The organism is Streptomyces sp. NBC_01197 (assembly GCF_036010505.1).
Taxonomy (GTDB): Bacteria; Actinomycetota; Actinomycetes; order Streptomycetales; family Streptomycetaceae; genus Streptomyces.
In genome coordinates this window covers 7,260,275-7,284,688 of sequence record NZ_CP108569.1, presented here as the reverse complement: position 1 = coordinate 7,284,688, position 24,414 = coordinate 7,260,275, and the positions used below count along the sequence as shown (strand labels likewise).

General features: G+C 70.8%; 15 protein-coding genes and 1 pseudogene. 3 read left to right on the top strand and 13 right to left on the bottom strand.

Translation table 11 applies throughout. The features are described 5' to 3' along the window. Nucleotides 1–721 precede the first annotated feature (721 nt). Nucleotides 722–1,996: an MFS transporter gene (locus OG452_RS33450; protein WP_327299288.1), complete on the top strand. Its 1,275-nt coding sequence runs from the start codon at nt 722–724 to the stop codon at nt 1,994–1,996. Beyond that, entirely contained in the window at nt 1,993–2,985 is a 993-nt protein-coding gene (locus OG452_RS33445; RefSeq protein WP_327299287.1) for a M20/M25/M40 family metallo-hydrolase, read from the top strand. The genes OG452_RS33450 and OG452_RS33445 overlap by 4 nt, the downstream gene beginning before the upstream one ends. 41 nt (nt 2,986–3,026) lie before the next feature. On the opposite strand, the gene OG452_RS33440 is transcribed toward OG452_RS33445, so the two are convergent. Together OG452_RS33440 and OG452_RS33435 are read right to left on the bottom strand one after the other, a co-directional pair. Beyond that, a complete protein-coding gene (locus OG452_RS33440; protein ID WP_327299286.1) occupies nt 3,027–4,679 on the bottom strand; it encodes an adenosine deaminase family protein in 1,653 nt (550 codons plus the stop codon). Nucleotides 4,680–4,898: 219 nt separating this feature from the next. Continuing rightward, complete coding sequence (locus OG452_RS33435; protein ID WP_327299285.1) at nt 4,899–5,744, bottom strand: DUF5753 domain-containing protein; 846 nt, start codon at nt 5,742–5,744, stop codon at nt 4,899–4,901. A gap of 106 nt (nt 5,745–5,850) precedes the next feature. Between OG452_RS33435 and OG452_RS33430 the strand changes: the two genes are divergently transcribed. Further along, a complete protein-coding gene (locus tag OG452_RS33430) occupies nt 5,851–6,312 on the top strand; it encodes an ATP-binding protein (protein WP_327299284.1) in 462 nt (153 codons plus the stop codon). A 96-nt stretch (nt 6,313–6,408) separates the two neighbouring features. Here OG452_RS33430 and OG452_RS33425 read toward each other — a convergent pair whose 3' ends face one another. The 11 genes and pseudogenes from OG452_RS33425 to OG452_RS33375 all read right to left on the bottom strand — a co-directional run bounded on the left by OG452_RS33425 (nt 6,409) and on the right by OG452_RS33375 (nt 24,408). Continuing rightward, complete coding sequence (locus OG452_RS33425; protein WP_327299867.1) at nt 6,409–8,808, bottom strand: phosphoketolase family protein; 2,400 nt, start codon at nt 8,806–8,808, stop codon at nt 6,409–6,411. Nucleotides 8,809–8,919: 111 nt separating this feature from the next. Further along, nucleotides 8,920–9,783 carry a universal stress protein gene (locus OG452_RS33420; protein WP_327299283.1) on the bottom strand — a complete coding sequence of 288 codons (864 nt, stop codon included), beginning with the start codon at nt 9,781–9,783 and terminating at the stop codon, nt 8,920–8,922. 204 nt (nt 9,784–9,987) lie between these two features. After that, the gene (locus tag OG452_RS33415) at nt 9,988–10,788 is read right to left on the bottom strand and encodes a VOC family protein (protein WP_327299282.1); all 801 of its coding nucleotides are present in this window, start codon (nt 10,786–10,788) and stop codon (nt 9,988–9,990) included. 278 nt (nt 10,789–11,066) lie between these two features. Next, the gene (locus OG452_RS33410) at nt 11,067–14,243 is read right to left on the bottom strand and encodes a glycoside hydrolase family 2 TIM barrel-domain containing protein (RefSeq protein WP_327299281.1); all 3,177 of its coding nucleotides are present in this window, start codon (nt 14,241–14,243) and stop codon (nt 11,067–11,069) included. Between the two features lie 146 nt (nt 14,244–14,389). Next, entirely contained in the window at nt 14,390–15,397 is a 1,008-nt protein-coding gene (locus OG452_RS33405) for an ABC transporter substrate-binding protein (RefSeq protein WP_327299280.1), read from the bottom strand. A 3-nt stretch (nt 15,398–15,400) separates the two neighbouring features. Continuing rightward, nucleotides 15,401–17,392 (bottom strand): ABC transporter permease, encoded by a 1,992-nt coding sequence (locus OG452_RS33400; protein WP_327299279.1) that lies wholly within the window; start codon nt 17,390–17,392, stop codon nt 15,401–15,403. 55 nt (nt 17,393–17,447) lie between these two features. Then, the gene (locus tag OG452_RS33395) at nt 17,448–18,596 is read right to left on the bottom strand and encodes a quaternary amine ABC transporter ATP-binding protein (protein WP_327299278.1); all 1,149 of its coding nucleotides are present in this window, start codon (nt 18,594–18,596) and stop codon (nt 17,448–17,450) included. Further along, the gene (locus OG452_RS33390) at nt 18,593–20,152 is read right to left on the bottom strand and encodes a GMC family oxidoreductase (protein WP_327299277.1); all 1,560 of its coding nucleotides are present in this window, start codon (nt 20,150–20,152) and stop codon (nt 18,593–18,595) included. The genes OG452_RS33395 and OG452_RS33390 overlap by 4 nt, the downstream gene beginning before the upstream one ends. A 62-nt stretch (nt 20,153–20,214) precedes the next feature. Next, nucleotides 20,215–21,690, bottom strand: coding sequence for an aldehyde dehydrogenase family protein (locus tag OG452_RS33385; RefSeq protein WP_327299866.1), 1,476 nt, complete (start codon nt 21,688–21,690; stop codon nt 20,215–20,217). A 183-nt stretch (nt 21,691–21,873) separates the two neighbouring features. After that, on the bottom strand, nt 21,874–22,722 hold the full coding sequence (locus tag OG452_RS33380; protein ID WP_327299276.1) for a MaoC/PaaZ C-terminal domain-containing protein: 849 nt from the start codon (nt 22,720–22,722) through the stop codon (nt 21,874–21,876). Nucleotides 22,723–22,801: 79 nt separating this feature from the next. Next, a pseudogene (locus OG452_RS33375) lies at nt 22,802–24,408 on the bottom strand (FadD3 family acyl-CoA ligase). Nucleotides 24,409–24,414 lie beyond the last annotated feature (6 nt).

Sequence of the window (24,414 nt, the reverse complement as noted above, 5' to 3'; positions counted from 1 at the left end):
TCATAGCCCGCTCCCGAATCCAAACATTAACACGATGAAACACGGTGACGCGATCTTGGGAAAGCCCGGATTTCGCCGCCAGGGCATCAATACGGTGTGCCGGGGGCACCCGTGCGGCATGCCGGGGCATCAGCGCGGCGCGTCAGGGGCACCACCGCCATGGGCCGCACAACAGGTATAAGTTATCAAAACTAGTCAATAGGCAAGGTCCCGGTAAATCGGGCATTGCGGGAGCTTTCTCGGCGCAATTACCCTCCCAAAACGGCACTATTCGGACGGGCCGATAGGTCCGGCGTAAGGCTCCAAGGAGGGCAGGGAGTCCGCCGAGGACGGCCGGTCGGCGCACGCTCCAGCCTCGGCAAGCGCGGCCCCGGTGGACCCGTACCACTGCCCGAACGGGCACCTGCCCGACGGCAGAAGAGCCCCGGCGGGAAAGCTTGCGCGCCGGCCGCTGGAAATCAGTCGGCCGGGTCGGATTCCGGCGACAACTCCCGAAGGTCAGGAATCCGGCAGTTCTTGACCGTCGAAGTCGACGCATCTAGGATCCCCGAATCGGGGGATGAACGGGCTTGAGTATTTCCTCGCGGCGCGATTCCGCCCGCCGGTCTCCGATACCCACTTCCGAGAGTGTCTACGGCCGTACCGCGCGCAGCCCGCCGGTCGCCGGGACCGGGAGAACCACCGAACCTTCAGCTCTCTGCCGGAAGGAAACACCGCCAGCATGCGGTCATTCGCCTCTCTGTTACCTGCCCGCGGGGCGACGCGTCCTCTGTCGGTCAACTACCTCGTCGACTCGCTCGGGACGGGGCTTTTCCTCACCGGTGGCGTGGCCTTCTTCGTGCGCGTGGTCGGGCTGACGCCCGCTCAGGTCGGCGCCGGGTTCTCACTCGCGGGGCTGATCACACTCGGGGCTTCGGTGCCCACCGGGTGGCTCGCGGACCGCATGGACACCCGCCGGCTGCTGATCGTGCTGCACCTGGCGGAGGCCGTGCTCTTCTGCCTCTATCCGCTGGTGCACTCCTTCCTCGGCTTCGTCGTCGTGGCCTGCGCGACCTCGCTGGCGATCCGGGCCACCAGTACCGTTCGGGCCGCGCTGATCGGCGCCGTACTGGAGCCCGACCGGCTGGTGGCCGGACGGGCCTATCTGCGCGCGGTGTTCAACGGCGGCTTCGCCGGTGGATCCGCGCTGGCCGCCTGGGCGCTGGCGGACGGTTCGCATCTCGCCTGCGAGCTGGTGATCCTCGGGAACGCGGCCACCTACGTCCTCGCCGCCCTCACCCTGATCCCGGTGCCCTCCATGCCGCCCGGGCAGCGTCCCGCGGGCGCGAGCAAGGCGCCCGCCCTCAAGGACATCCCGTTCGTCCTGCTCACTCTGATGAACGGTCTGCTCGGCATCAACGGGCTCATCCTCACGCTGGCACTGCCACTGCTGATCGTCTCCGGGCAAGGCATCCCGAAGGCCCTGGCCGGTCTCTTCGTCACCGTCAACACCGTACTGATCGTGGTCTTCCAGGTGCGGTTGAGCCGTGGTGCCGACACGCTGGAGGGGGGCGCCCGGGCCCAGCGCCGGTCCGGCGTCCTGCTGGCGCTCTCCTGTGTGGGGATCGCCGCCGCGGTGGCGGTCCACGGCACGGCTCTGAAGATCTTCTTCCTGAGTCTGGCGGTACTGGTGCTGACCGCCGGCGAACTCCTCGCCATGGCGGGGAGTTGGGGGATCTCCTACGGCCTGGCCCCGGTCCACGCACGCGGCGAGTACCTCGGTGTCTACGCGCTCGGCGCGGCCTTCGCCGAGACGGTCGGACCGGCCGCGACGGCCTTCCTCGGTGTCGGCGAGGGCCCACCTGGCTGGCTGGTCATCGCGGCGGTGTTCCTGTTGTCCGGGCTCGCCGTGGTGCCGCTGGTGGCCCGCGCGCAGACGAAGCGTGCCGCGTCGGCCGGCGGCGCCGCTGCGGGGGACGCCGAGGATCTCGCTGCTTCCACGGGCGGTGCCTCATGAGCCGAAGCTGGCTGGGATATCTGCCCGGTTGGGGTGACATCCGGCGTCAGATCGTCGACACCACCGGCGAACTCCGAAGGCGGCGGCCTGCGTTCGACCCGCAGCTGGCTGCGGCGCTCTCCGGCATCACGGCGGCCGGAGTGGAGCGGCACATCACCGCGTTGACGGCCGGCGGGCCGCGCTGGCGTGAGGACGAGGAGAACGTACGGCGAACCCTCCGCCACCTCCGCGACGAGCTGTCCGGTTACGGCTACCCGGTGGTGGAGAAGCAGTACGGCGAAGCGCCGCACCAGGTCAACCTGTTCGCCACCCTGCCGGGCCGCGACAGCGGCGCACCGCTGGTGGAGGTCGGCGCCCACTGGGACTCCGTGCAGGGCAGCCCCGGAGCCGACGACAATGCCAGCGGGGTGGCCGGGCTGCTCGAAGCGGCCCGCGCCCTGCACGCACTCGGGCCGCGTCAACGCGGCATCCGGTTCTGCCTCTTCGGCGAGGAGGAGGAGTGGATGCTGGGGAGCCGCGAGCATGTGGCAGACATCGAGGCCGCCGGCGAGGCGGTGGAGGGCCTGATCGTGCTGGAGATGATCGGCTTCCGGGACGCGCGCCCCGGCGCTCAGCGCACTCCGGTGCGCATTCCGGGGGTGTTCTCGCCGCCGACGACCGGGGACTTCATCGCGGTCGTCGGCGACCTGCGCTCTCTGCCGTTCGCCAACGCGGTGCAGCGCAGCGCCCGGCAGTACGTTCCGGGCCTGCGGCTCTACCCGGTCAAGCGGCTCGGGGGCCTGCTCAGGGAAGCCGCGCGCAGCGACCACCTGCCGTACTGGCGCAGCGGTCGCCGCGGGCTGCTCGTCACCGATACGGCCAACCTGCGCAATCCGAATTACCACAAGGCGACCGACACCCTCGGGACGCTCGACCTGGAGTTCGCGGCCGAGGTCACCCGTGCGGTCGCGGGCGCCGTGGCCCAGCTGGCCGACCGCGCGACCGGCTGAGGCCGGCCGCGCCCCGGCCGGCCTGGCCCGAACGAGAGGCCCTATGCCTGGTGACGGGCCTCGAATGCGGCGCGCTCGGTCTCGTAGCGCCACTGGAGACTCGCCTTGGGGCTGGCGTTCAGCAGCTCGCGGCAGCTCTCGGTGGTCCTGCCGGTACGGGGGTCGCTGGTGGCGCAGGCGGCAGTGGGCCGGTGGTCGCCCACCGCGCGCCAGAGGCTACGGCCCTGGATGAAGGCGTACTCCAGCGAGTTACGGGCACTGTCGCGCAGCTGACGGTACGACAGGTGGTGCCCGGTGACGGCGCGTGCGTACTCGACGGTGATGTCGGTGCCCGACACGCCCTGGTCGTCGGTCGACAGCGCCACCGGGACACCGGCGGCCAGGTAGCGGTTGACCGGGTGGTCGGCGCCGCAGACTTCGAGGATCTGGCAGTTGCTGGTCAGCGGCACCTCCACCGCGATGTGCCGGCGTGCCATGCTCCGCAGGAGTTGCTGCGGCCGATCCTCGCCCATGATGTCCACCCCGTGGCCGATACGCTCGGCGCCCGCTGTCTCGACGGCGTCGCGGACATGGAACCTGAGGTCGTCGCGCGGGGCGACCTTGCTGGTCAGCTCACCGGCGTGCAGCGTGACATGCGCCGTACGGTAGACGGACCGCAGGTACTTGATCATGCGCATCTGCAGGTGGTAGTCGCGCAGCGCGACGGGGGCGTCCTCCGCCTGCACCAGGTTGACGCCCACATAACGGGGGTCCTTGTCGGCCATCGCGAAACCGGCGAGGAGCTGAGTGAAGACGTACTGCGGCTCGGCCGCGCGGCCCACCTGAAAGTCGAAGCGCACCTGCACCTCGCAGGCGGGCTGCGGATCGGAGGCGTCGCAACCGAGGGTGGCGCGCTGCTCGGCCATCTCCCGGGCGGTCTCGGTCTTCGCGGCGTCGAGGACGCGGTTCAGCTTCCCGTCGGCGAGGAGGGAGTGGCGCATCCCCCCGAAGTCACCGGTCCACTGAAGGCCGGCCCCCAGTTTCTGCAGGGCGGCGCCCTGTGGGGTGAAGAGCGGTTCCACATAGTCCTGGTGGTTGGCGGCGGCCACCTTCGTCACCTCGGCGACGAGTCTGCCGCGGTGCGACCCGGTGACGGCCTTGAACTTCCCGAAGGTGGCGAAGAAGTGGTCGTGTCCGCTCTCGGCGGGCGTCTCCTTGAAGTCCTCCATGGACCAGGCGTGGATGACGTCCTGCCGGAAGTCGTGGTCGGACACGGCGTCCTGGGCGGGCCGGGTCCCGGGCCCGCACGGCGGTGCGGAGGCCGCCAGCGTGGCCTCGTCAATGCACAGCCCGTCGTCGGCCGCGAAGCCGATCAGCGCCTCGACCGGCACAGCGCCCGACAGGTGGGTGTGCAGGTCCCCGCCCTTGGGCATAGGCCGCAGAAAGGCCCTGAGCCGGTCCGGGTTGTCCCGCACGCTGTCGAGGTACCGCTGGGTCCCGGCGGCTCCGTCCCGCCAAGAACGTTCTGCTGAGGGCCTGTTCGGGGATGCGGCGGCCGATGCGCCGGGCACCGTGGCGGCCAGTACGGCCGTGGCGGCGGCGAGCAGCGCGGTACCGGCGCGCAGGCCGGAGAGGGAACGGGACCGGCGGGCGCGGCCGGGGGCACGGGAGGCACGGGAGGAGGAAGCGGATCGGAAGGTTCCATCTTTGTCCATGCGCACAGGAATACCGGATCTTGATCCACTTTACGGCGAGATCCGCTGGATCATGCCGGTAAGAGTGATGAGGGCCCCCCGCCGGGCTGCCGGGTGTCCGGCGGGGACGCGACGGGAACCCCGGTCACTCCGTCCGCCTCGTCCTCCTCGGCCGACACCGACCACGCCGCACAGCCACCGGTCGCGTCCGCCCCGCTGCGTTCAGCGACGCCTCCCGGTTCAGGACAGGAACAGGGCGGGCAGCTCGGTGCCCGCGGCCGGTGCCGCGCCGCAGGCGGAGTCCATCAGCATCCGGTACGCGGAGACAGCCGCGCGGTCATGGGTGACGGCGGCCTCGCCGCCCGGGCCTCCGACGACGGCGTGATCCGGGACCTCAGGGACCGGAAGCCGCAGCAGCTCCAGCGGTGGGGCGCCGGTCAGCGCGTGCGGCCCGGCCGTCAGGGGGACCACCTGAAGCGTGATGTTCGGGCGCGCGGTCGCCTGCCGCAGGGCGTCCAGCTGCTCCCGCATGACATCCGGGGAACCGACACAGGTATGCAGTGCGGCCTCCGGGATCAGCCCCCACAGGACCGCGCCCCGCTCGCGGAACCGATCCTGCCGGGCCCGCAGGAACTCCGTACGCCGGGCCCGTACCGCGGGCGGCGCCTCCGGATGCCGGGCCGCCTCGACGGCCGCGGCGTAACCGGGGGTCCGCAGCAGGTCCGGGACCAGCGCCGGGTGCCAGATCCGGATCACTCCGGCCGACGACTCGATACCGATGACGTCGCGCTGCCAGGCGGGCAGGACGTCACGCCAGCGGTGCCACCATCCGGGCTCGTTCGCCCTGGCCAGGCTGGCCCTGATCCGCCGGGCGTCGTCCTCGGGGTGGTTGTAGTACTCCAGGAGATCCCGGACCTGCCCGGCGTCCAGCGCGGTCTCCGCCCGCTCGATGCGCCGCACAGTGGCCTCGGACAGGTCCAGCGCGGCGGCGACCGCCGCGAGGCCGCAACCGGCGCGTTCCCGGGCCAGGCGGAGCTGTTCCGCGACGACTCGGTGCTCCAGGGTCGGGCCTGAGCGGGCTCTCACGGTGGCCATCTCCTTCGCGGTGAAACCAGGCAGCCGTCGTGTCACATTCTGTGTGATTCACACTCTGACAGTTGCAGAGTATGCCGAACATGCCGATAGTGCATATATGTCTGAATTCGATGGTGATGCCACTGCCGCGCACTCCGACGACAGGGACGACTCCGCCTACCGCTGGTCGACGCCGCGCATACCCGAGGGGGTCACCGACTCCCGGCAGCGCGTCCGCGACGCCATGCTGGCCTGGGGCGAGCCGGAGGAGCGGACCGAGACAGCCGTCCTGCTGGTCTCCGAACTCGTCACCAACTCCGTCCGTTACAGTGCCCGGTCCGCTACGGTGCGCTGCTGCCTGCGGCGCACCTTGTCCCGGATAAGGATCCAGGTGTGGGACGCGGGCGGCGACGGCATCCCGGCCCAGCGCCGGCCGCCGGCGTACGAGACCGAGCTGGACGACACCGCCGGTACCGGTCTGTCGGAACGCGGCCGCGGTCTGCTCATCGTCACCGCCCTGGCCGACGCCTGGGGCACCCGCCAGGACGGCGGCGGCCGGCTGGTCTGGGCCGACGTCTGATCCCTGCGGCGGCGTTTCAGGGAGCGGTACGGGAGCGGTCGGCCCGGCCGAGGAGACAGGGCTGGGATGTCCCAGGTGCCGGTCCGCGGGAGTGGCTCAGTTACCCAGGGGCAGGGGCTGCCAGCTCCAGTCGGCCACCTCGGGGAGGTCGGTGCCGTGCTCGCGGATCCACGCGTGGTGCCTGAGACGGGCGTCCTCCATGGTCTGGCGGGCATGGGTGGCGCGCACCGCGAGACCGGGGACGCGGTCGATGACGTCCAGGACCAGCCGGTAGCGGTCCAGGTCGTTGCGGACCACCATGTCGAAGGGGGTGGTCGTGGTCCCGGACTCCTTGTAACCGCGTACGTGCAGATTCGCATGACCGGCCTGGCGGTAGGCGAGACGGTGGATCAGCCACGGATAGCCGTGGTACGCGAAGATCACCGGCTTGTCCCGGGTGAAGAGCGCGTCGTACTCCATGCCGGTCAGCCCGTGCGGGTGCTCCGATGCGGGGAGCAGCCGGGCCAGGTCGACCACGTTGACCACGCGCACCGCGAGACCTGGCAGGTGACGGCGGATCAGCAGGGCGGCAGCCAGCACCTCCTGGGTGGGTACGTCGCCCGCGCAGGCCAGCACGACATCGGGTTCCTCCCCCTCCCGTTCGGTACCTGCCCACTCCCAGGCCCCGGCCCCGCGCGCGCAGTGCGCACGTGCCTCGTCGAGGGTGAGCCAGTCGAAGCACGGCTGCTTGCCGGCCACGATGACATTCACGTACTCCCGGCTGTGCAGGACGTGTTCGGCGACGGAGAGCAGCGTGTTGGCGTCCGGCGGGAGATAGACGCGTACGACTTCCGGGGACTTGTTGAGTACGTGGTCGACGAAACCGGGGTCCTGGTGGGAGAAGCCGTTGTGGTCCTGGCGCCAGACGTGCGACGTGAGCAGGTAGTTGAGGGAGGCGATGGGACGGCGCCACGGCAGGGTGCGGGACACCTTCAGCCACTTGATGTGCTGGTTGACCATCGAGTCGACGATGTGGACGAAGGCTTCGTAGCAGGAGAAGAGACCGTGCCGCCCGGTGAGGAGATAGCCCTCCAGCCAGCCCTGGCAGGTGTGTTCGGAGAGGATCTCCATCACCCGGCCGTGCCGGTCCAGGTGCTCGTCCACCCCGAGCGCCTCCGCCTGCCAGGCCTTGCCGGTGGCCCCGTACAGAGCCTGGAGCCGGTTGGACGCGGTCTCGTCGGGCCCCACCACCCGGAAGTCGCGGCGCTCCGCGGTGGCCGCCATGACCGCCTCCAGCAGATCGCCGAGTACGCGAGTCGGTTCGTGCAGGGTCGCCCCCGGCCGTGCGACATCCACGGCGTACTCCTCCAGGGGCGGTACGGGCAGGTCGAGCAGGCGCAGCCCGCCGTTGGTGTGCGGGTTGGCGCCGAGGCGCAGTGGCCCGTCGGGGACACAGGCCAGGACCTCGGCGCGGGGCCGCCCCGCGAGGTCGAAGAGGTCCTCGGGACGGTAGGAGCGCAGCCACATCTCCAGCTGCCTGAGGTGTTCCGGGTTCTCCCGGACACCGGGCAGCGGCACCTGGTGGGCCCGCCAGGTGCTCTCGACCGGCAGCCCGTCGACGCTCACGGGGCCGGTCCAGCCCTTGGGCGTACGCAGCACGATCATGGGCCAGCGCGGGCGCACGGTGCTGCCCTCCTCGCGGGCGGCACGCTGGATGAGGCCGATACGGTCCAGTGCGGTGTCCATCGCCTCGGCCATGGCCCGGTGCACGGTGTCCGGATCGGCGCCGGTGACGTGCAGGACGTCATGGCCGTAGCCGCGGAGCAGTTCGTCCAGCTCCGCTTCGGGAATACGCGCCAGCACCGCCGGATTGGCGATCTTGTATCCGTTCAGGTGCAGGACCGGCAGGACGGCGCCGTCGTGCACCGGGTCGAGGAACTTGTTGGAGTGCCACGACGCGGCGAGCGGACCGGTCTCCGCCTCGCCGTCGCCGATGACACAGGCGACCAGCAGGTCCGGGTTGTCGAAAGCCGCGCCGTACGCGTGGGACAGCGAGTAACCCAGCTCCCCGCCCTCGTGGATCGAGCCCGGTGTCTCGGGCGCGACGTGGCTGGGCACACCGCCGGGGAAGGAGAACTGGCGGAAGAGCCGGGCCATGCCCTCGGCGTCGCGGCCGATGTCCGGGTACGTCTCGGAGTAGCTGCCCTCCAGCCACGAGTTGGCCAGTACGGCCGGGCCGCCGTGCCCGGGCCCCCAGACGCACATGGTGTCCTGGCCGCGCGCCTTGACGACACGGTTCAGGTGCGTGTGGACCAGGTTCAGTCCGGGCGATGTGCCCCAGTGGCCGAGCAGCCGGGGTTTGATGTGTTCCGGCCGCAGCGGCTCGGTGAGCAGCGGATTGTCAAGGAGGTAGATCTGGCCCACCGCCAGGTAGTTGGCGGCCCGCCAGTGGGCGACCAGTGACGCGAGTTCCTCGTCGGTGACCACGGCCGGTGCTTCCGTACTGGTCTCGCGCATGGCGCTCGCTGCCTCCTGGGTCATACCTGTCTGCTTGCCGGACTGTGGCGGCTCAGTCATGTCTGCTTCAGACGTGCTGCTTCAGGCGTGGATGATGCGGTCGTGTCTGCCTCAGTCGTGCGGGACGACCGCCACCGGGCACGGCGCGTGGTGCACGGCCGAGGACAGGGCGTGGCCGACCGGCGGCGACAGCGCGGGCCGGTTTCTGCGACGCCCCACGACCAGCAGTCCCGCGCCCGTGGCACCCCGTACGACGGCGTGGGCCGGGCTCTCCATGCGTACCCGGTCGGACGTACGGACCTGCGGGTACCTCTCCCGCCAGGGCCGCAGCGCTTCACTGAGCTCCAGCTGGGCGCGCTCGGTCGTCCGCCCGGATACCCGCGAATCGACTCCGCTCCGGCTGTAGGCGTGCTCCGGAAGGCTTCTGCCATGCACCGCCCGCAGCATGACGCCACGCCTGGCAGCGGTGTCGAAGGCGAACTCGCACAGCGCCTCGCACGGCCCGTGCAGCGAAAGGCCCAGCACCACGGCGCCGTCCTCCGCCGCCGGCCCGGTGGCTTCCCGCGCCCGGACCAGGACGACCGGGGCGTCGGCACGCGCCACCACCCGCAGGCCGATGTCGCCCAGGTAGTAACTGGCCAGCGGCGCCATGTCCCGGGAACCGAGCACCACCGCCAGCGAATCGTCCGCTGCCTCCAGCAGGGATGCCACCGGATCGCCTTCCCTGAGCTCCTCGGTGACGGGCAGCCCGGGACAGCGCTCGTCCACGACAATGCGCGCCCGCTCCACGATCCACTGGGGCAGGCCGTTCTGACCGTCCCCGTCCGCCGGCGGGTCGGGACCGTCGGAACGCGCCGCCCGTGCGTGCAGGATGCGCAGTACCGCGCCGCGCGACTGCGCCTCGCGCGCGGCCCAGCGGGCCGTGGAGAGCGACTCGGCCCTGCTGTCCAGGCCCACGGTGACAATCGGCTTCATGGCCGTGCTCCGTTCTCGGCGCGGATCCGACCGGCTGTGTCCGATTCTGGGCGTGAGTGACACACCCCCGCAAACGCAGCAGCCGTCCGCGGAGCCGTCGCGCGCGGGGGCTGCCCCATGCACGCCCTCAGGCCGGCCATCAGCTCAGCTCAGGTCAGGTCAGGTCAGGTCAGGTCAGGTCAGGTCAGGTCAGGTCAGGTCAGGTCAGGTCATCGAAGGATCGCCCTTGATCAGCGCGAACACCGCGCCCTCCGGGTCCCGGAGCATCGCCAGCCGCCCGACTCCCGGGGCGTTGCTCGGCGGCATCAGGGCCGTGGCGCCCCGTCCGGTCGCCGCCGCGAACGTGGCGTCGCAGTCCTCGACGCCGAAGTACGGGTGCCACTCCGACCCCGCCCCGGCATCGGCGTTCTCCTTCGGGAGCTGCATGATGCCGCCGTGGCCGGTGTCGTCGCCCTTGCCGCCGCCAGGCGTGGACACGACGGTGTAGACCATGCCGTCCCCCATGGACATGTCCTGGTAGTCCCACGAGAAGACCGAACGGTAGAAGTCCTTGGCCGCTGCCGCGTCCGTGGTGTGCAGCTCGGTCCAGCACATCGTGTCCGGCTCCATGACGGTTTCCAGACCCTGTACGTCGCCCGGCTGCCAGACGGCAAAGTCGGCGCCTGTCGAGTCGGTGAAGGCCGCCATACGGCCGGCGGTGAAGACGTCCGTCGCCGGGACGCGCACGGTTCCGCCGGCCTGTTCGACCGCGCGCCCGGTGGCATCGGCGTCGGACGTGTGGAAATAGACCGTCCAGGCCGGACTCGCGCCCTTCTCCGTCAGCGGGCCGACGGCTCCGACGGTTTTGCCGCCCTTCTGGAAGAAGCCGTAGCCCCCTGCATCGGGGCCCGCCGACTGGAAGGTCCAGCCGAACACGCCGGTGTAGAAGGCGACAGCTGCGTCGATGTCGGTGGCGCCGAGGTCGAGCCAGTTCGGCGCGCCTGGGACGAAGTGGGTCGTCAGCACGGGAGATCCTCCGGTGTACGCGTGGTGGTGGGGCCGGCCGTTCACGGCCCTGGAATCCCTGGGGGATCCCCCTCGCCCCCGATGGGCACGGCAGCCACTGACTGTTGTCCCCATGGGTACCGGAGTCGCCCGGCCGCCGAAACAGGAACGGCGTCCAAGCCCTGCGGACGGCTCCCGGCCCCCACCCGTACGGCCCAGCCCGGCGGCCGGCCGCGGACCCTGTACGGACCACGGCCGGCCAGCACCGGCGGCCGGGGCCGGGACCGGCCGGCGGCCTCCTACGCCGGGCTCAGCCGGTACGCGTAGGTGTAGGTGCGCCCCGCGTGCAGCAGGTACGCGGCGAGCGGCGGCGCGCCCCACGAGTCGTTGCCGCCGACACCCATCTGCCGGTGGTTGACCCCGAGCAGGGTCTCGTCGCGCCGCTTCAGCTCGTACGGATGCTTCGGACCCTCCAGATCGAACGGCGAGTAGTGCAGCGCACTGGTCTCCAGCACCGGCTCTCCGTCCGCCGGGTCGGCCCGCACGGTCAGCCCGGCCCCGGAACGCTCCGTCAGCGACAGCGTGCGTACGTCGGTCATGTTCCCGGTCTGCTCGGGGCGGACGTAGGGCGCCACCTGTGCGTCGACGGTGGAGCTGTAACGGCCCACGAAGGCACCGGAGTTGCGGTCCCAGTAATTCTCCTGCGGACCCCGGCCGTACCAGTCGATCCGCTCGAATCCGGGTGGGATCGTCAGCAGGGCGCCCACCACCGGCAGGTCCGGGAGCCCGTCGGCCGCCGTCAGGGTGTGCCTGACGCGCACCTCCCCGTCGCCCCGGACGGTGAACTCGGTGGCCCAGGTGGACGTCTTCGGCTCGGTGGGCAGGGTGCACTCCACGGTGATGGTGACCACGCCCCGCGACGGCTGCGCGGTGCTGACGGAGGTCACCGTGCGCTTGGTGCCCGCGTCCCGCCAGGTCCGCAGGGCGTTCTGGGCGCCCCGCCCGATGTCGTTGTCGGTCGGGCCGCGCCAGAAGTTCGGCACCGGGCCGCCGGACAGCAGGACGCGGCCCTTCCACCGGTAGGAGCTGAACGTCCCGGTGGTCTTGTCGAGTACCGCCTCGACATCGCGCCCTGTGACGCTGACGTCCCTGCCGGTCTCCTCCAGGGTGAGCGCGGGTAGCCCCGCCGTGCCGGGGCCGGGCGGCGCGGGCGTGTGCCAGTCCAGTGCGAACTGCTCACCGGCCACGGTGTGACCGGCATCGGCCCAGCTGGTGGCCGAGGCCAGCACGAAGGAGAGGTTCAGCCAGTACTCCGCGCCGGGCTCCGGCGTCCCCGGCTTGTGCCAGGGGATGCGGAGGGTCGCCTCGCCCCCGGGCGCGGCCTTCGGCGCGGGCAGTGTGCCGTGCTGCACGGTCCGTCCGTCGCAAGTCACCGTCCACCGCACCTGGTATGCGTCCAGGCCGCTGAACAGGTGTTTGTTCCGCACCTTCACCGTCCCGGCGGCGAGATCGGCGGCGCTGACCGCCACCGGCTGGTAGACCTTCTTCAGCTCCAGGAGCCCGGGGTGCGGGGTGCGGTCCGCCGCCATCAGTCCGTTGCAGCAGAAGTTGGCGTCGGTGGGGTATCCCGGGTGCCAGTCTCCCCCGTACGAGAGATAGGTGTGCCGGGGGTCGCCCGGTACGGGCAGCCGGATGGCCTGGTCCACCCAGTCCCATACGAAGGCGCCGTGGAGGTTCGGGTAGCGCTCGAAGATCTCCCAGTACTCCTTGAGGTTTCCGCTGCTGTTGCCCATGGCGTGGGCGTACTCGCAGAGGATGAAGGGGGTTTCACTGCCCGACTTGCCGTACGCCTCGACATCGGCGGGCACGGTGTACATCTGGCTGTGCAGGTCCGCGACCGCGTTCATGCCTTCGTAGTGGACCGGGCGGGAGTCGTCGCGGGCGTGCGCCCAGTCGGCCATGGTCTGGAAGTTGGAGCCCTGCCCGGCCTCGTTGCCCAGTGACCAGACGACGACGCTGGGATGGTTCTTGTCGCGCTCGACCAGGGAGCGGAGCCGGTCCACGCAGGCGTCGGTCCATTCGGGCAGTGAGGCGGGCAGCCTCTCGCGCACCCCGTGCGACTCCAGGTTCGTCTCGCCGATGACGTACAGGCCGTATTCGTCGCACAGTTCGAGCCAGCGGGGGTGGTTCGGATAGTGCGAGGTGCGGACGGCGTTGATGTTGTGCTGCTTCATCAACCGGATGTCCTGGATCATCCGGTCCTCGCGGATGGCCTGGCCGTGGTCGGGGTCGGTCTCGTGGCGGTTGGTGCCGCGGAACATGACCGGCTTGCCATTCACGGTGAACTTGCCCGGCCCGTAGGCCACTTCGCGGAAACCGAGTGTGGTGCGCTGGATGTCGGCCACTCTGCCCCGGCCGTCGGTGAGGGTGACGACCAGCGTGTAGAGGTCCGGGCGCTCCGCCGACCAGAGGGCCGGAGCGGTGACATCGGCGGTGAGCCGCACCTCGGCGTCCTGGGTGCCGGGGGTGGCCACGCCGCGCAGCGGGCTGCCGATGCGCCGGCGGCGGGCGTCGTACAGCACGGCCTCGACCCGGTGTTCGCCTGCCGTTGCCCCGCCCCGGTTCCGTACGGTCGCGGTCACGGTGAGAACCGCGTCACGGTACGCGTCGTCCAGCGCGGTCCGTACGGACAGGTCCTGCACATGGACCGGCGGGACCGAGTAGACATAGACGTCCCGGAAGATCCCGGAGAGGTCGATCATGTCCTGGTCCTCCAGCCAGCTGCCGTCGGACCAGCGGTAGACCTCCACTGCAAGGCTGTTGTCACCGCCGTGCACATGGTCGGTGATGTCGAACTCGGCCGGGGTGTAGCTGTCCTCGCTGTAGCCGACGCGTTTGCCGTTGACCCAGACGAAGAAGGCGGACTTGACGCCCTGGAAGGAGATCAGGGTGCGGCGGCCGGACCATCCGCGGGGCACGGTGAAAGTGCGGCGGTAGGAGCCGACCGGGTTGAACTCGTGCGGGACGTTCGGCGGTTCGGGCTTCTCGTAGCCGGTCCACGGGTACGGGATGTTGAGGTAGATGGGCTCCTGGTAGCCCTCGATCTCCCAGTTCGACGGGACGGCGATGCGGTCCCAGCCGTTGTCGTCGTAACCGGGGGCGTGGAATCCGGTGGGCCGCTGGTCGGGGTTCTTCGACCAGCGGAACCGCCAGGTCCCGTTCAGGGAGCGGAAGTAGGGGGACTTCGCGAAGTCACCGCGCAGCGCGTCGGACTCGGTCGCGTACGGCACGAGCCTGGCGCGCGCCTCTTCTCTGCCGATCTGGAAGACCTTCGGTTCCCCGTCCCACTCCGCCGCGCCCGTCGCGCCCGCCGTATCCGCGGCGAAGGCCAGTTTCTGCGCGGAGAAGGCGGCCCACCCCGCGAGGGCGGCTCCGGTGACGAGGACGGAACGGCGGCTTACTCGGCGTGCGCTCATACGGTAGCTCCGAACGTAAGAGAACAAGAACCGCCAGCATCAGACAGAAACACTCAACACACAAGACGGCCGACACACCTGCGCGGAGGTGTGTCGGCCGCAGCCGCCATACCACCGGCCCCACGGACCGACGGCATGACGCTCTGTCACTTCTTGCCCGGGAACCACTTCTTCCAGATGTCCGGGTTCTGGTCCACCCAGCGCTTGGCCGCCTCGTCGGCCGAGAGACCCTGCGAGGCGATCATCGCGGAGACCTTGTTCTGGTCGTTCTTCGTCCACTTGAACTTCTTCAGGAAGGCCGCGGCGGCGCCGCCCGTCCTGGTGAAATCGGTGTTGAAGTACTTCTGCAGGGGCGTCGACGGATAGGCGCAGTCGATGGACTTCGGGTCCTTGACCCCCTTGTCCGCGCACTTCGCGGTGTACGGAGGGAGCTTGACCTCCTTCATCGGTACCTGGTTGAAGAGCCACTGCGGCTCGTACCAGTAGGAGAGGAAGGGCTTCTTCTCCTTGGCGAACTGCTGGATCTGGGTGATCTGCGCGGCTTCGGACCCCGCGAAGACCACGTCGTAGTTCAGCTTGAGGTTCTTCACCAGGGCCTTGTCATTGGTGACATAGGACGGCGAACCGTCCATGAGCTGGCCCTTGCTGCCGCTCTCCGCCGTACGCAGCTGACTGGCGTACTCGTTGAGGTTCTTCCAGTCGGTGACATCCGGGTGCTTGTCCGCCCAGTACTTGGGGACGAACCAGCCGATGTGCCCGGTGACCCCGAGGTCGCCGCCCGCGGTGATCGTCTTCTTGTCCTTGACGTACCGCTTCTCCTGGTCGGGGTGGCCCCAGTCCTCCAGGATCGCGTCGACGCGGCCCTGGCTGAGCGCGTCCCAGGCGGGGATCTCGTCCACCTGGACGGTGTCGACGCGGTAGCCAAGCTGGTGTTCGAGCAGATACTTGGCGACAGCCACGTTCGCCTGTGCGCCGACCCAGCTCTGCACGGAGAGCGTGACGGACTTGGCACCCTTGGCCGCGGCGAACGGCGAGGCCTGCTTCGTCATGTCGGCGGCTCCGCAGCCGCTGAGCGTGACCAGCAGGGCGCCGGACGCCAGGGCGGCGAGGGCGGTCGTGGCGCGGCGTGCGCCACGGGTGCGGGTACGGGTCACGGCTCAGGCCCCCTTCCGGGTGCGGCGTTCGGTGGGCTGGGTGACGCGGTCGAGCATCAGGCCGAGGCAGACGATGGCCACACCCGCGACGAGGCCGATGGCGAGGTCGCCGGTGGCCAGGCCGGTGACGACGTCGTAGCCGAGGGCTCCGCCGCCCACCAGGCCACCGATGATGACCACGGCGAGTACGAGGACCACGCCCTGGTTGACAGCGAGCAGCAGCGCCGGACGGGCCAGCGGCAGCTGGACCTGGCGCAGCGTCTGCAGCCGGGTCGCGCCGAGCGACCGGGCGGCCTCCACCGCTGCCGGGTCGACCTGGCGCAGGCCCTGGGTGGTGATGCGGATGACGGCGGGGAGCGCGTAGACGACCGCCGCGGCGGCGGCCGGAGCGCGGCCCACGGCGAAGAGGGCGACCACCGGGATGAGGTACACGAACTGCGGCATGGTCTGCATGACGTCGAGGACCGGGCGCAGCACGGCCTCGGCGCGGCGGCTGCCCGCTGCGAGGATCCCGGCGGCGAACCCGATGACGAGGGTGACGACCAGCGCGGCCAGGACCTGGGAAAGCGTGTCCATGGACGGCTTCCACATGCCGAGGACGCCGATGGCGCAGAGCGCGAGTACCGCGGTCAGGGCGGTCTGCCAGGTTCCGATCAGCCAGGCCAGCGCGGCGACGATCAGCAGGGCGCCCCACCAGGGCAGCCCGGTCAGCCCGTCCCTGAGCGGGTCCAGGATCCAGGAGGTGAAATGCGCCGCCCAGTCGGCGGTGCCGCCGACGACGGGGACTCCGGAGTAGAGGTGGTTGACCATCCACTCCTTGAAGTCGTTGACGGGCCGCGCGATGGCCACGGTGGTTCCGGCGGGCCAGAGCGTGGACCCGGCCAGCCGGCCGGCCACCGCCACGACAGCGGTGCCGACGGCCGCGACAGCCCAGCCGCGCCAGCCGCGCAGGGCGGCGGGCCCGGCGGGCTCGGTGCCGAGGCGGGCGCCGGCCGCGGCGGTGGTGCGGTCCATCACGATGGCGAGGAGCACGATCGGGATGGCCGCGGCCAGCGCCCCGCCGACGTCGACGGAGGCCAGCGCCTGGTAGACGCGGTCCCCGAGACCGGCGGCTCCGATGAGTGAGGCGATGACGACCATCGAGAGCGCCATCATGATGGTCTGGTTGAGGCCGAGGAGCAGTTCCTTGCGGGCCAGCGGCAGCCGGGCGGTGACCAGCCGCTGGCGCGCGGTGGAGCCGAGCGAGGCGACGGCCTCCAGGACTCCGACGTCGGCGCCGCGCAGCCCGAGCGCCGTGAGCCGCGCCATCGGCGGCGCCGCGTAGACGACGGTGGCGAGCAGAGCGGCCGGGACACCGATGCCGAACACCAGGACCACCGGCAGCAGATACGCGAAGGCCGGCAGCACCTGCATGGTGTCGAGCACCGGGCGCAGAATGCGGAACAGCCGGTCGGAGAGACCGCCCGCCAGACCCAGCACCGCTCCGACGACGGCGGACACGATGACAGCCACCACCATCAGCGCGAGCGTCTGCATGGTCGGCACCCACATGTCCAGCACGCCGCCGACCAGGAGGGAGACCAGTGCGGTCGCGGCGATGCGCCATCCGGCCACCCGCCAGGCCACCAGGGTGACTCCGGCGGTGACTCCGGTCCAGCCGAGGGCGAGCAGCACCAGGTAGACGGCGCGTACGGCGATGACCACGGCGTTGCTCAGATAGCCGAGGAAGTACAGGAACAGAGGGTGGGTGTCGCGGTTGTCGATGATCCAGTCGCTGACGTGGCCCAGCGGTGCCGAGACGTCCACGGTGAGGGCACCGGGCCACAGCCCGCTGGACCAGACGGAGTTCGCGATCGGTACCAGGACGGCGGCGGCGACGGCGAGCACGAGGAGCTTGCCCGGGCCCCGGTGGAGCAGCGCGGCGCGGAGCCTGTCGGCTCTGCCGGGTGCAGCCGGGCTGTCGGCGCTGAGGGGCGCGGTGGTGGCGGTCGTCATGCGCGCCTCCGGGTGGCCGGGCGGAGCAGACGCGCGGGCGCGTGGTGCGTACGCATCAGGCGGCCACTCCGCTCTCGTCGAGACGGGCCACGACGGCGAGCAGGCTGGCGTGGTCCACGATGCCCAGGCAGCGGTCCCCCTCGACGACGCGGACGGCGCCTCCGGAGCGTACGACGGTGTCGATGGCGTCGGATATGAGCGTGCCGGACGGCACCGACTCGCCCTCGGCGGCCTCGGCGCCCTGCACCGGGCGCATCGCCCGGCGTACGGTCAGCACCTGCTCGCGCGGCACATCGCGTACGAAGTCGCGTACGTAGTCGTCGGCCGGTGAGCCGACGATCTCCTCGGGCGTGCCGAGCTGCACGATCCGGCCGTCGCGCATCAGCGCGATGCGGTCGCCCAGGGTCAGCGCCTCGGACAGGTCGTGGGTGATGAAGACCATGGTGCGGCCCTCGTCCTTGTGCAGCCGGACTACCTCCTGCTGCATGTCCCGCCGGATGAGCGGGTCGAGCGCGCTGAACGGCTCGTCGAAGAGCAGGACTTCGGGGTCCACGGCGAGCGCGCGGGCCAGGCCGACCCGCTGCTGCTGGCCGCCGGAGAGTTCGCTCGGCCGCCGGTGCTCCAGGCCCGTCAATCCGACCTTCTCGATGAACTCGGCTGCCTTGGTGCGGCGTTCGGCCCGGCCGAGGCCCTGGATCTCAAGACCGTAGGCGACGTTGTCCAGGACCGTGCGGTGCGGGAGCAGGCCGAAGTGCTGGAAGACCATGGCGGCGCGGTGGCGGCGCAGTTCGCGCAGCTTGGTCCTGTCCATGGCGCGAACGTCCTCGCCGTCCATGGTGAGGTCGCCGCTGGTGGGCTCGATGAGCCGGGTCAGACAGCGCACCAGCGTCGACTTGCCGGAGCCGGACAGGCCCATGACGACGAAGACCTCGCCGTCGTGGACGTCGAAGGAGACATCGCGCACGGCGGCGGTGCAGCCGGTGCGCCGGCGCAGCTCCTCGCCGGTCAGCCCGGTCAGCGAGCTGTCACCAGGAATCCGGTCGGCGCGGGGGCCGAAGACCTTCCACAGATTGCGTACGGAGAAGACGGTGCCGCGCTTCTCGTCGGCCGGTGCGGGTGCGGGTGCGGCAGCGGCGTCGAATGCGGGCGCGCCGTTGTGCCGTTCGCCGGCGCCCGAGGCCGCTGGGGTGCCGGTCGCTGTCATGCCGTACCTCCCTGGGCGGGGGTCGCGGCCAGTAGTTCGGCGCACTTCTCGCCGACCATGAGGACTCCGATCATGGGGTTGACCGACGGCATCGTCGGGAAGACGGAAGCGTCCGCGATACGGATGCCGGACAGGCCGCGGATCCGCAGCTCGGGGTCGACCACGGCGAGTGCGTCGTCGGGGGCGCCCATCCTGCAGGTGCCCGCCGGGTGGTAGACGGTGTGCGCGACCTTGCGGGCGTACTCGCTGATGTCCTCGTCGGTCGTGACTTCGGGGCCCGGGCAGACCTCGCGCTTGAGCCAGTGGGCGAGCGGTTCGGTCTTCGCGATCTCGCGGGCGAGGCGGATGCCGTCGACCAGCGTCCGGCCGTCGTAGTCCTCCTCGTCGGTGAAGTACTGGAAGTCCAGGGCCGGTTTGACCTCGGGGTCGGCGCTGGTGAGGTAGAGGCGGCCACGGCTGCGCGGCTTGGGGATGTTGGGTGTCATCGACACTCCGTGCTCGGGCTTCTCGTAGCCCAGCCGCTCCGGGTTCCCGGTGAAGGGGATCTGGTAGAAGTGGAACATCAGGTCCGGGCCGCGCGATCCGGGGTCGCGGCGGACGAAGAGTCCGGCGTCGGAGTCCATCGCCGAGTTCTCCGGGATGGGCCCGTCGGTCTCCCACACGATGACGGACTCGGGGTGGTCGAGGAGGTTCTCGCCGACGCCCGGCAGGTCGTGCACGACGGGGATGCCGAGGGCTTCCAGGTCCTGCTTCGGGCCGATGCCCGACAGCATCAGCAGCCGCGGTGTGTCCACCGCGCCCGCGCAGACCAGCACTTCGCGGCCGGCCCGCAGCAGGACCTCTTCGCCGTCCTTGGTACGCACGTGCACGCCGGTGGCGCGGTTGCCGTCCATGTCGAGCCGGTGGGCCCAGGTCTCCAGCATGATGGTGAGGTTGGGCCGGTCACCTGCCTCGATGTGCGGGTGTAGGTAGGCAACCGACGCGGAGGAGCGCTTGTTGTTCTCCGAGTGGTAGGCGAGGTCGAAGAAGCCGACGCCCTCGTGGAAGGGCTCCTTGTTGAAGCCCTCCACGCGCGGGACACCGGCCGCCTGCTGGGCCGCTGTCACGAAGTCGGATGCGATGGCGTTCCGGTCCTTCTCGTCCACCGCGACGATGTTGTTGCGGAGCTTGGAGAAGTACGGGTCCATGGACTTCGCGTCCCAGCCGGCCGCGCCGTGCTCGGACCACTCGTCCCAGTCGCCGGGCAGCGGTTTGAACGAGATCAGGGTGTTGTGCGAGGAACAGCCGCCGAGCACCTTGGCACGGCTGTGCAGGATGTGTGAATTGCCGCGCGGCTGCTCGGTGGTGGGGTACGCGTAGTCCAGGTCACCGCCGAGCAGACCGAGCCAGCGGCGGAGGGTGAGGACGTCGTCGCGGTCGATGTCGGTCGGGCCGCCCTCGACGACGACGACGCTGATGTTCGGGTCCTCGGTGAGCCGGGATGCGATCACCGAACCCGCGGTCCCGCCGCCGACAATGACGTAGTCGGCGGCGACCGTGGAGATCTCCGGAGGCATGAGGCGTTGCTCCTTCTGCAAAGTGCTGACGGTTGTTAGCGGTGCTGCGAACAGACGGGCAGTCAGCCCGTGAACCAGCGGACCGGTGCGGGCCGGAGGTTCTCGTAGATGTGCTTGGACTCGCGGTACTCGTCCAGGCCGGCGGGGCCCAGCTCACGGCCGATGCCGGACTTGCCGAAGCCGCCCCACTCCGCCTGCGGGAGGTACGGGTGGTAGTCGTTGATCCAGACGGTGCCGTGCCGCAGCCGGGCGGCGACGCGGCGAGCGCGGGCGGTGTCGGCCGACCAGACGGCGCCGGCCAGTCCGTACTCGGTGTCGTTGGCCAGTGTCACCGCCTCCTCCTCGTCGCGGAAGGTCTCGACGGTCAGGATCGGGCCGAAGGTCTCCTCGCGGACGACCTTCATGCCGCGGTGGCAGCCGTCCAGGACGGTGGGCGCGTAGAAGTAACCGCTGGCGGGCCGCTCGTCGGACGGGCCGGGTCGCTGCCCTCCGCAGCGCAGCTGCGCCCCTTCGGCCAGGGCCGACGCCACGTAGGCCTCGACCTTGTCCAACTGCTGCTGGGAGACCAGCGGCCCGCACTCGACGCCTTCGGCGGTGCCGCGGCCGAGCTTGATCCGCTCCGCGCGGCGGGCCAGTTCGGCGACAAAACGGTCCCGGACCGATTCCTCGATGATGAGCCTGGCACCGGCCGAGCAGACCTGACCGCTGTGGATGAAGGCGGCGTTCAGCGCCTGGTCCACGGCGGTGTCGAAGCCCTCCTCGGTGGCACAGGCGTCGGCGAAGACGACATTGGGGTTCTTGCCGCCCAGCTCCAGGGCGATCTTCTTCGCACCGGCGACGGCCGAACTCGCGGCCGCGGTGCCGCTGGCCAGCCCCCCGGTGAAGGAGAACAGATCCACCTGCGGGTGTTCGGCGAGCCTGGCCCCCACGGGGACTCCCGGGCCGGTGACGACGTTGGCCACTCCGGCGGGCAGACCGGCCTCCACCAGGAGCTTCACCAGGTGGACGGTGGAGAGCGGAGTGACCTCACTGGGCTTGACGACGAAGGTGTTGCCCGCGGCGAGCGCCGGTGCGATCTTCCAACTGGCTTGCAGCAGCGGGTAGTTCCAGGGCGTGATCAGCGCGCAGACGCCGACCGGCTCATGGACGACGACGCTGTGAACGTCGGGCGAGCCGGCGTCCACGACCCGGCCGCCGCTCTCGTTCATCACCAGGTCGGCGAAGTACCGGAAGGCGTTGGTGACGTCGTCGACGTCGACCCGGCCCTCCTCCAGGGTCTTGCCTGTGTCGCGGCTCTCGATGAGCGCGATCTCCTCACGGTCGCGCTGGAGCAGCCCGGCGACCCGGCGCAGCAGCGCGGCGCGCTCGGCCACCGGCGTCAGCGGCCAGTCGCCCCGGCCGCCCGCGAAGGCGGTGTGCGCGGCCTGTACGGCGGCGTCCGCGTCCTCCGCGCCGCCTTCGGCGACGACTTGCAGGGTCTTCGCGTCGGCGGGGTCGAGGACCTCCCGTGTGGCGCCGGATGCGGCGCCCCGCCACATCCCGTCTACATGAATGGTCTCGCTTGCCGACACGTGTGTTCTGCCTTTCCTCACCGAACTGATTCCACTGGTTCACACCAGTGGTCCGGTCACCTCCCCGATTGGCCTTTACCTATGCCTGAACATCAACAGAAAGTGACCCGGCTCACTCACCGTGCACTTACTGTCCTTCTGCTGGTGCGGTCAGACGCTGAACCCGGCCCGCCCGCCGGACACCACTGAGCGGCCGCCGCCGAGCAGTTCGAAGCGCAGTTCCGCGGGCGCGGTTCCGGGCTCGGGCGGTTCCATACCCGCGGATTCCCAGGCGCGTGCCGTGAGGTGGTCCCCGGGGAACACCGGAGCCGCGAACCGTCCTTCGAGGCGGACCAGACCGGCCGGATGAGCACCCGCCGCCCGCGCCAGGGGCAGCGTCGCGCCCGCCATCGAGCACAGCCCGTGCAGGAACGGCCTCGGCTGTCCGGCCGCCCGTGCGGCATCCGGGTCGATATGCATGGCGTGGCGGTCACCGAGCAGCCGGTAGAGCGCCGCCTGGTTCGGGGCGGTCGCCACCTCGGCCAGGTGGTCGGGCGGTTCCGGCGGGGCGGACGGCGCCGACGGGCCGCGTTCACCGCCGAAGCCGCCGCATCCCGGGGCGAAGAGCGACCAGGTGGCGACGGAGCAGTCGCTGACCACCACGACCTCGAACACGGCGGCCGACCCCTTGTCCCACACCTCGCTCACGTACGCCCGCATGGACAGCTTCCCGGAGCGTGGCAGCGGGGACATCACCTCAAGGCGCTGGGCCCCGTGGACCGCGGTACGGATGTCGAACGCGCCCAGCGAACCGAGTGCGTCGGGCGCCCACTGGGCGAGGGTGAGCGCGAAGGTGGGCAGCACCCGCAGCCGTTCCTCGAAGACCAGGTCGAGGTCGGTCGCGTCGGCGCCGATCGCGAGGGCGTAGAGGATCGCGTCCCGGTCGTCGTAGCTGACGGTGCGCTCCCCCAGTTCCCGGCCGCGCCAGGCACCCGCCGGGGTGCGCGGCGGCTCGCTCACGCCCCGGGTCCCGGTGCGCCGGCGAACTTCCCCGGTGAACTCCGGCTGTCCTTCCGCCTCTTGACGGTATACATCGCGGTCAGCTCCTGTCCAAGGCGGCCTTGAGGACCTTCCCCATGGCGTTGCGCGGGAGCCGGTCGAGCACCACGACCTCGCGCGGCACCTTGAAGTTCGCCAGCCGCTCCCGGCAGAAGGCGATCACCTCCACGGGATCCGGCCGCTCGCCCGGCCGGGCCGTGACATAGGCGCGGCCCACCTCGCCCAGCCTCGGGTCCGGTATCCCGACGACGGCCGCCTCGGAGATCTGCGCGTGGCGCGCGAGCAGTTGCGCGACCTCGGCCGGGTACACATTGAAGCCGCCGACCAGGAACATGTCCTTCAGCCGTCCGGTGACGGTGAGGTTGCCGTCCGCGTCGAGACACCCGACGTCGCCGGTGTGGAGACGGCCCAGGGCGTCGACCGCCTCGGCGGTCGCGGCGGGGTCCTCGAAGTACCCGCGCATCACGTTGTATCCGCCCACCACGATCTCGCCGTTCTCGCCGGGGCCGAGCGGGTTGCCGGCCGCGTCGACCACGGAGAGGTCCACGCCGTCGACGGCCCGGCCGGAGGTCCCGGCGACGGTCCGCGCGTCGTCGGCGGCGGTGCACATGGAGACCATGCCGCACGACTCGGTGAGCCCGTACGCGGTGAGTACGGTCAGCCTCAGCTCCTCCCGCATCCGCTCGACCAGCGCGACGGGCACGACGGAAGCGCCGGTGACGGCCAGGCGCAGGGACGAGGTGTCGTACGCGTGGCGGTCCGGATGTTCGAGGATCGACGTGTAGATGGCGGGCGGACCGGGCAGCACGGTCACCTTCTCCTCGCTCACCAGCCGCAGTGTCTCCCGTACGTCGAAGACCGGCTGGAGGACCATCGTGGCCGCCCGGCCCAGACAGGCGAGGACTCCGGCCTTGTAACCGAAGGTGTGGAAGAGGGGATTGACGATGAGGTACCGGTCGCCGTGGCGCAGCCCGGCCCGCTCGCTCCAGGCCTCGAAGGCGCGGATGTTCTGGCCGTGCGCCGTCAGGGCGCCCTTGGGTCTGCCGGTGGTGCCCGAGGTGAAGAACATGTCGCAGGCGTCCTCTTCGCCGGCTTCGGCCGCCCGTGCGTCGGCTGCCGCGTCCGACACGGACCCACCCGCGGCCAGGAACTCCTGCCAGCCGCGCGCACCGGGGGCCGCGTCGCCCCCGATGAGCACCACGTCGCGCAGACCGGGCAGCGCGGGTACCGGCCCAGGGCCGCGTACGGCGGTGCCGGGGACGCCGGGCAGTCCACCGAGGTAGCCGAGGTAGTCATGGCCCAGGAAGTCGTTGTCGACGAAGAGGGTCCTGGCCCCGCTCCTGGCCAGCAGCCGCCCGCCGCCTCACCCTTGTAGCGGGTGTTGACCGGCACCAGCACGGCGCCCGCGCCGAGCGCCCCGAGTGCGGCCACCACCCAGTGGTGCCCGTTGGGGGCCCATACGGCCACCCGGTCACCGGGGACGACGCCCGACGCCATCATGGCGGCGGTGGCGCGCCGCGCCCGCAGGGCCAGTTCGCCGTACGTCAGCCGGGTCGCGCCGTCGACGAGCGCCTCGGTGTCCGGGTGGCTCCGGGCCGTCGCGGCCAGCACGCCGGGAACGGTGCGGGCCCGCTCGCCCTGTGTCATGGAGAC